Source organism: Streptomyces phyllanthi (genome assembly GCF_009377205.1).
GTDB classification, from domain to species: Bacteria; Actinomycetota; Actinomycetes; order Streptomycetales; family Streptomycetaceae; genus Streptomyces; species Streptomyces phyllanthi.
Map to the genome: position 1 here is coordinate 1 of NZ_VJZE01000441.1, position 7,504 is coordinate 7,504.

The following is a 7,504-nucleotide window of genomic DNA, read 5'->3' on the forward strand; positions in this document are numbered from 1 at the left end:
GGGCGGGGTCGACGTACGCGACATCGGCCGGGTCGAGCCGTGGGACGTGGCACCGGGCGGACTGCCCGCCGACGCGATCGGCGAGCGCAGGGACGAGGCGGCACGCCGGGCGGTCCGGCGAGCGGCGCCGGACCGCCCGCCGCGGGGTTCCTCGCCAGGAGAGGAGCAGGGCTTTTCCCTCGTGGTCCTCGCGCCGCGCGACGGCGTCGACGTCCACGCACCCGACCCGGCCACCACCGAACCGCTCATCGCCTCCGGAACGCCCCATCTCTACGCGGGAGTCGTGGAGGGAACAGGCGTGGTCGGCCCGCTGGTCCTGCCCGGTGAGACGGGCTGCGCGGGCTGTCTGGACCAGCAACGGACCGACCGGGACGCGTGCTGGCCACGTCTGGTCGCCCAGTGGCGCTCGGGAAGGCCACGCCAGGTGGGGGCCTGCGACCTGGCCCTGGCGTCGGCGGTCGCCGCGCTGGCCGCGGGGCACGCGCTCGCCTTCCTGGACGGGCAGGTACCGTCGACGGCGGGCGCACGCTGGGAGGTGTCCGCCCCAGGGTTCGACTGGCACTCCAGGCCGGTGTGGGCACATCCCGCCTGCCCGTGCGCGGCCACGGAGAAAGCCAAAGAGGAAAACACCTCGGAGGACGGGGAGCCACGCGAGACAATGGCGGGGCAACAACGGTCATCGAGTTTGTCCCGCAGAGCACACGCGGCACGGCGGTCTGGGACTTGGAGGGCGCATGTCTGATCTTCCCCGGAAGGCGGTCACCCGGACCGCCAAGCTCGCCGCGCTCCCGCTCGGCTTCGCCGGGCGGGCGACCTGGGGCCTCGGCAAACGGATCGGTGGGAAGTCGGCGGAGATCGTGGGCCGTGAGCTCCAGCAGCGCACGGCGGAGCAGCTGTTCAAGGTGCTCGGCGAGCTCAAGGGCGGCGCGATGAAGTTCGGTCAGGCGCTGTCCGTCTTCGAGTCGGCGCTGCCGGAGGAGATCGCGGGGCCGTACCGAGCGGCTCTGACGAAGCTCCAGGAGGCGGCACCGCCTATGCCGACGCGCACGGTGCACTCGGTGCTGGCGGAGCGGCTCGGTGAGGACTGGCAGGATCTGTTCCTGGAGTTCGAGGACAAGCCGTCCGCCGCGGCCTCGATCGGCCAGGTGCACCGGGCGACCTGGCACGACGGCCGTGAGGTCGCGGTCAAGGTGCAGTACCCGGGCGCGGGCGAGGCCCTCCTGTCCGATCTGAACCAACTGAGCCGGTTCGCCCGCCTTCTCGGTCCCCTGATCCCGGGGATGGACATCAAGCCGCTGATCGCGGAGCTGCGCGACCGTGTGTCCGAGGAGCTCGACTACGGGCTTGAGGCACAGGCGCAGGAGGCGCACGCGGCGGAGTTCGCGGACGATCCGGACGTCGTGGTCCCGGCCGTGGTCCACCAGCGCGAGCAGGTCCTGGTCACCGAGTGGATCGACGGCACACCCCTGTCGACCGTGATAGCGGAGGGCACCCAGGAGCAGCGTGACCGCGCCGGCCAACTGCTCGCCCGGTTCCTCTTCTCGGGTCCCGCCCGCACGGGACTCCTGCACGCTGACCCGCACCCGGGCAACTTCCGTCTCCTGCCGGACGAGAAGAACGGCTGGCGTCTGGGCGTCCTCGACTTCGGCACGGTGGACCGCCTCCCGGACGGGCTGCCCACCCCGATCGGAGACTCCTTGCGCATGACGCTCGACGGCGAGGCAGAAGCGGTCTACGAGCTGCTGTGTACCGAGGGCTTCGTCAAGGAGTCCATAGATCTGGATCCCGACGCGGTGCTCGACTATCTGCTGCCGATCATCGAACCGGCCCAGGTGGACGAGTTCACCTTCACCCGGGGCTGGATGCGCACCCAGGCGGCCCGGGTGGCCGACCCGCGCTCCCCCGCCCACCAGCTGGGCAAGCAGCTCAACCTGCCCCCGGCGTACCTGCTGATCCACCGGGTCACACTGAGCACGATCGGTGTCCTGTGCCAACTGGGCGCCACGGTCCGCCTGCGCGACGAGCTGGAGGAGTGGCTGCCGGGTTTCCTGCCGGAGCAGAAACAAGCCGCGGAGGCGTGAGCGATCACTGACGCGACGGAATAACGGTCGCCGCCCGGAGGTTCTCCACGAAGCCGATACAGGCGGCCGTATGCCTTCCGCTCCGCGGTTCCGAAGTCGACGTTCGCCGGGCCCAACGCACAGCGGGGGCCGGTCCGTTGGACCGGCCCCCGTGAGCGGCTACTGCTTCCGGTTGGCGCCTGCGTGCCGGGCGTCCGCTACTGCATCACGGCCGTGGCGAGCGCGCGGCGAGCCCGCATCGAGGCGCGCTCGGCACGGCGCTGCATCCGCCGGGCCTTCGCCAGGCGCAGGGCCCGGCGCTCCTGCTCGGCCTCGCGCAGGCGCTCGTGCATATGCGCACGGGCCAGGGCTTCTGGAATGAGTTGCATCTCTCGGGTCCTGTTCTGACGCGAGTCGTTCGCGCCGGTGGTGGTGAAGTCTGGAGTCGCGGAGCCCGCGGGCTCGTTGCTGGACGGCTTCATCGAGGCCTGCTTCTTGGGGTCGTGCGTGAGGGGACGGTCGATCGTTCCGACGGTGTTCATGCCGTGACCGGGTTCTTGCGCGGGCGGCCACGCGGCCGCTTGCGGGCCACGACGACACCCTGGACGAACAGCTCGCCACCCCAGACGCCCCAGGGCTCACGCCGCTCCTTGGCCCCGGCGAGGCAGGCCTCGATCAGCGGGCAGGTGCGGCAGAGGGACTTGGCGTACTCGACGTCCGCCGGCGACTCGGCGAAGAAGACCTCCGGGTCGTAGGAGCGGCAGGGGACGGGCACGCCGAGGTTCTCGATGGCGTCGTCGAGCGCGGTGAGCGCGGTGAGCGGGGTCAAGGTGGAGTCCTCCGTGAGGCCGGGCTTGGGGATCGTTTCGGAAGGCGGTACGGACGGGGCGTGCGCTTCGAGTTGCACGGTTCGTCTTCCTCGTCTGGTCGTTCCGGCCGGTTGGCCGGGTGGCGGCTGGTACCGGGTTCTTTTCTTGTCCCGAGGCCCCTTCGCTCCGCCGTCCCCGGTCGGGGACAAACAGAAGGGCCGCGGATCCCGGGTGGGGTTCCGCGGCCCTGAAGGCGCCGGCCTGATCGAAGATCAGGCTGGATCACTCCAGGGATCTGGCCCACGGAAGGCCCACATCGTGTGGTGCTGCTTCGTCTGCTTCAGGGATCCGGCACCGGTGGCCGCCGTAAAGGCATAGGCCTGCGCCTGTGCCACTACTGCTGCTTCCAGTGCCTTGGTCGGTCGCTCATTGCGCTCACGGACGGGAAGACCCGCGAGAGACACAGAGGTGGCCGGCCGGACGGCACGGATGCCGGACAGACCGGTGCTCCGGTTGGAGACGCCGAGAATGCACAGGGAGACGGCCGAGCGATCGGTCAGTTTGACGCTGCTGATGGTGCTGGTGTTGATGCTGATCACTGGACTCGCCTCCTCTCGGCGTCTAGGGGGATCGGTGCGAGCCGATCCGACGGATATTAAGTACAGCACGGAACCGGGGCCTCGGAGAAGGCCGCCGTTCGCGTGCTTAAGAACCTATGGGGATTGCTGGGGCATGCGCAAACTATTTTTTCGACGAGTTGGAATCAGTCACCCTCGCCGACTGCCTCAACTTCCTGACCTGCGCAGAGAGCCAGAACATCGGCACCGTAGCGCTGCAGTTTGCGCGCGATGACCCCTGGGATGCGGGCGAGTTCGGCCGAAGTGGTCGGCTCCGCTTCCGCGATGGCCATCAGGGTCCGGTCGGTGAAGACGCAGAAGTCGGGCTGACCGCTGCGCCGTGCCTGCACGGCCCGCCATGCGCGCAACCGCTCGTACAGCCCCTCGTCCATGTCGGAGGGGCAGTCCTCACACCGCATCAGTTTCATCTCGCCGGCGTCCCGCAGCGTGCGGCCGCAGACGCGGCAACGGGCCGGGGTCCGGCTGGTCGGCCGCGGGGCCACGACGGTCGTACCGCCCGTGAAACCACGCTCGATACCGCCGGAGCCCCCCGCGCCCGCCCTGCCCGTGGTGGCGGCCGATCCGGGGCGCAGGCCGTCGAGGAAGCGGCTGGGGCGCCGGTTCGGGCGCCCGCCGGGCGAGCGGGACAGGGCCCAGGAGACATGGAGGCGCTCCCGCGCCCGCGTGACACCGACATAGAGCAGACGCCTCTCCTCCTCGACCTGCTCGTCGGTCTTGGCGTAGGTGATCGGCATCATGCCCTCGGCGACCCCCACCAGGAAGACGACGTCCCACTCCAGGCCCTTGGCCGAGTGCAGCGAGGCGAGTGTGACGCCCTGAACGGTGGGCGCGTGCTGGGCGCCGGCCCGCTCGTCGAGCTCCGCGACGAGGTCGGCGAGGGTGGCGTCGTGCTTGGCCGCGGCGAAGTCCTGCGCGAGGTTCACCAGCGCGGCCAGCGATTCCCAGCGCTCCCGGACCGCTCCGGACCCGGCCGGGGGCTCACTGGTCCAGCCCTCTCCCGACAGCACGGCCCGCACCTGCGAGGGCAGGTCGACGGTGTCCGCGAGGAGGGAGTCGTTGGCGCCGAAGCGGGCCGCTCCGCGCAGGGCGACCCCGGCCTTGCGCACCTCGGGCCGGTCGAAGAACCGCTCGGCACCACGCAGTTGGTAGGGCACTCCGGCGTCGGCGAGCGCCTGTTCATAGGTCTCCGACTGGGAGTTCGTACGGAACAGCACGGCGATCTCGCTCGCGGGAACGCCGGAGGCGATGAGGTCGCGGATGCGGCGGGCCGCGCCCTCGGCCTCGGCGGGCTCGTCCGTGTACTCGGTGTAGACGGGCTCGGGACCCGGTCCGCGCTGGGAGATCAGCTCCAGACGGTGGTCGGCGGCACGGCCGCGGGCCTGGGCGAGCAGGCCGTTGGCGAGGTGGACGACCTGGGGTGAGGAGCGGTAGTCGCGGACCAGCTTGACGACCGTGGCCCCGGGATGACGGATACGGAAGTCGAGCAGATGGTCGGGGGTTGCGCCCGTGAACGAGTAGATCGTCTGGCTGGCGTCGCCGACGACGCACAGGTCGTCGCGCTCGCCGAGCCACAGCTCCAGCAGACGCTGCTGGAGCGGGCTGACGTCCTGGTACTCGTCGACCACGAAGTGCTGGTACTGGGTGCGGACCTGCTCCGCGATGTCGTGCCGGTCCTGGAGGATACCCACCGTGAGCAGCAGGACGTCCTCGAAGTCGATGACCGCGCGGTCCCGCTTGAGGTCCTCGTACGCCGTGTAGATCTGGGCGATCTCGGCGGGGTCCCGGGGAGCCTCGCGGCCGCACTTGGCCGCCGCCGCGGCGTAGTCGGCGGGGACGGTCCGGGTGACCTTGGACCACTCGATCTCGGCGGCGGCGTCCCGCAGTTCGTTGCGATCGAGACGGATACGGCAGGCCGCCGCGGCGTCCGCGACGATCTGGATCTTGCGGTCGACGATCCTCGGCATGGAGCCTCCGACCGCCTTCGGCCAGAAGTACTGGAGCTGGCGGAGGGCCGCCGAGTGGAACGTACGGGCCTGGACTCCGGCGGCGCCGAGCTGGCGCAGGCGGCCGCGCATCTCGCCGGCGGCGCGGTTGGTGAAGGTGACAGCCAGCACACTGGAGGGCTGCAGCATCCCGGCGCGCACGCCGTAGGCGATGCGGTGGGTGATCGCCCGCGTCTTGCCCGTGCCGGCCCCCGCCAGCACGCACACCGGGCCGTGCAGGGCGGTCGCCACCTCGCGCTGCTCGGGGTCGAGCCCCTCGAGCACCGCGTCGGGGGTGTCCGGAACCTGCGGGAACAGGGTGGAGTGCGTTGCTGCTGTCACCCCGCCATGCTGCCAGGTCCCCGGTGACGGATGCGCACGTTGTCCACAGGCCTGGCCCTGCAGTCGTATTAATGCATTGCGTATCGAGGCAGCCTCTCTCGATCCAGTCCGTATCGATCCAGTCCTTATCGATGCAGTTCGTATCGATGCAGCTCGTATCGCTGCAGTCCGTATTGATGCAGTCCGTATTGATTGATGCGGCAGGCGGCTCACGACGCGATGGGTGTCCCTGCCCCGGGGAGGCGGACCCGGGAGCCGCCCGCACTTCGGGAATGGCGGCCCGCCCGCGTACGTTCACCTCACAGCACTACAGCCCCCGAGCCGTGAAGGAGCGCCAGAGACATGCTGGGCACTGTGACGATGTACAGCACCACGTGGTGCGGCTACTGCCGCCGGCTGAAGAGCCAGATGGACCGCGAGGGCATCGCGTACACCGAGATCAACATCGAGCAGGACCCGGAGTCCGCGGCGTTCGTGGAGAAGGCGAACGGCGGCAACCAGACGGTGCCCACCGTGCTGTTCCCCGACGGTTCGACGCTGACGAACCCTTCGTTGGCTCAGGTCAAGCAGAAGATCGGCGCCTAGCCGACTCCGGTCCTCCGGCCGGCGCGGCGGTGACACGGGCGGTCCCCGAGGTGACTCGGGGACCGCCTTCGTGCTGTCCGATGGCGGTCAGGCGGCGCTGCCCGGCCTCGGCAGGGGCTTGCCGTACCAGAGTTCGATCAGGCGGGCCGCGATCGAGATGCCGTAGGGCGGCAGGACCTCGCCCGACTCGAAGGCGGCCCGCAGCTCCTCGCGGGAGAACCAGCGGGCCTCATGGATCTCGTCGCCGTCGACGGCGATGTCGGTCGAGGTGGCATGGGCCAGGAAGCCGAGCATGAGACTGGACGGGAAGGGCCAGGGCTGGCTGGCGACGTACTCGACCCGGCCGACGGTGATGCCCGCCTCCTCGTGGACCTCGCGCCGCACGGACTGTTCGATGGACTCCCCGGGCTCGACGAAACCGGCGAGGGTCGAGAAGCGGCCTTCGGGCCAGTGCACCTGACGGCCCAGCAGAATGCGGTCCTCGTTGTCCGTGACCGCCATGATCACCGCCGGGTCGGTGCGCGGGTAGTGCTCGGCACCGCAGGCCGGGCAGCGGCGGATGTGCCCGGCCGCCGCGATGACGGTGCGCTCGCCGCAGCGCGAGCAGAAGCGGTGGGTGCGCTGCCAGTTCTCCAGGCCGACCGCGTGCACCATGAGGCCCGCGTCGCGCGGCGACAGCAGCAGGCCCGCCTCCCGCAGGCCCGCCGCGCGCGCGGACTGGTCCATACGGCCGGGGAGCGTGTCCTTCTGGAGCGCGAAATAGCTCACACCCTCGTCGTCCGTACCCAGGAAGTAGCGGTGTGCCTCGGTGAGCGGGGCCTCGAAGGACGGGGTCATGACGAGTTCGGTGGTGCCGTCCTCCGTCTCGTCGATGAGCACCTGGCCGCCGGACACCACGAAGCAGCGCGTCGTGGGATGGCTCCACGCCGCCGCCAGCCATGCCTCGTCAAGCCGGTGGTGGGCGGCCCGGTCGATGCCGCTCGGGGCGGTGAGCGCGATGGGACGGTCTGCGGTGTGCTCGGTCCAGGTGGTCACGGATGCTTCCAACTCCCCCGGGGGAACGGGTGTTTCGGCGGGCGGTTCGTCGG

At 70.4% G+C, this 7,504-nt stretch carries 8 protein-coding genes; 3 read left to right on the plus strand and 5 right to left on the minus strand.

Annotated features, from left to right (window positions below):
* On the plus strand, window positions 1-742 hold a 742-nt coding region (locus tag FNH04_RS37215; protein ID WP_152790256.1), incomplete at its 5' end, for a TOMM precursor leader peptide-binding protein.
* Entirely contained in the window at window positions 735-2,081 is a 1,347-nt protein-coding gene (locus FNH04_RS37220; RefSeq protein WP_152790257.1) for an ABC1 kinase family protein, read from the plus strand. The genes FNH04_RS37215 and FNH04_RS37220, both read left to right, overlap by 8 nt.
* A gap of 197 nt (window positions 2,082-2,278) precedes the next feature.
* On the opposite strand, the gene FNH04_RS37225 is transcribed toward FNH04_RS37220, so the two are convergent.
* The 4 genes from FNH04_RS37225 to FNH04_RS37240 all read right to left on the minus strand — a co-directional run bounded on the left by FNH04_RS37225 (window position 2,279) and on the right by FNH04_RS37240 (window position 5,831).
* Entirely contained in the window at window positions 2,279-2,602 is a 324-nt protein-coding gene (locus tag FNH04_RS37225) for a hypothetical protein (protein WP_152790258.1), read from the minus strand.
* A complete protein-coding gene (locus FNH04_RS37230) occupies window positions 2,599-2,967 on the minus strand; it encodes a WhiB family transcriptional regulator (protein ID WP_322724948.1) in 369 nt (122 codons plus the stop codon). The genes FNH04_RS37225 and FNH04_RS37230 overlap by 4 nt, the downstream gene beginning before the upstream one ends.
* A 174-nt stretch (window positions 2,968-3,141) precedes the next feature.
* Complete coding sequence (locus tag FNH04_RS37235) at window positions 3,142-3,468, minus strand: hypothetical protein (protein ID WP_322724951.1); 327 nt, start codon at window positions 3,466-3,468, stop codon at window positions 3,142-3,144.
* A 164-nt stretch (window positions 3,469-3,632) separates the two neighbouring features.
* On the minus strand, window positions 3,633-5,831 hold the full coding sequence (locus FNH04_RS37240) for an ATP-dependent DNA helicase UvrD2 (protein WP_322724953.1): 2,199 nt from the start codon (window positions 5,829-5,831) through the stop codon (window positions 3,633-3,635).
* Window positions 5,832-6,173: 342 nt separating this feature from the next.
* Here FNH04_RS37240 and FNH04_RS37245 point away from each other — a divergent pair, with 342 nt between their 5' ends.
* Complete coding sequence (locus tag FNH04_RS37245; RefSeq protein ID WP_003992805.1) at window positions 6,174-6,416, plus strand: mycoredoxin; 243 nt, start codon at window positions 6,174-6,176, stop codon at window positions 6,414-6,416.
* An 87-nt stretch (window positions 6,417-6,503) separates the two neighbouring features.
* Here FNH04_RS37245 and nudC read toward each other — a convergent pair whose 3' ends face one another.
* A complete protein-coding gene (gene nudC / locus FNH04_RS37250) occupies window positions 6,504-7,451 on the minus strand; it encodes an NAD(+) diphosphatase (protein ID WP_322724955.1) in 948 nt (315 codons plus the stop codon).
* Window positions 7,452-7,504: the final 53 nt, after the last annotated feature.

Coding starts and splice junctions, on each gene's coding strand:
- FNH04_RS37220 (WP_152790257.1), top strand. CDS start 735: ATGTCTGATCTTCCCCGGAAGGCGGTCACCCGGACCGCCAAGCTCGCC.
- FNH04_RS37225 (WP_152790258.1), bottom strand. CDS start 2,602: ATGAACACCGTCGGAACGATCGACCGTCCCCTCACGCACGACCCCAAG.
- FNH04_RS37245 (WP_003992805.1), top strand. CDS start 6,174: ATGCTGGGCACTGTGACGATGTACAGCACCACGTGGTGCGGCTACTGC.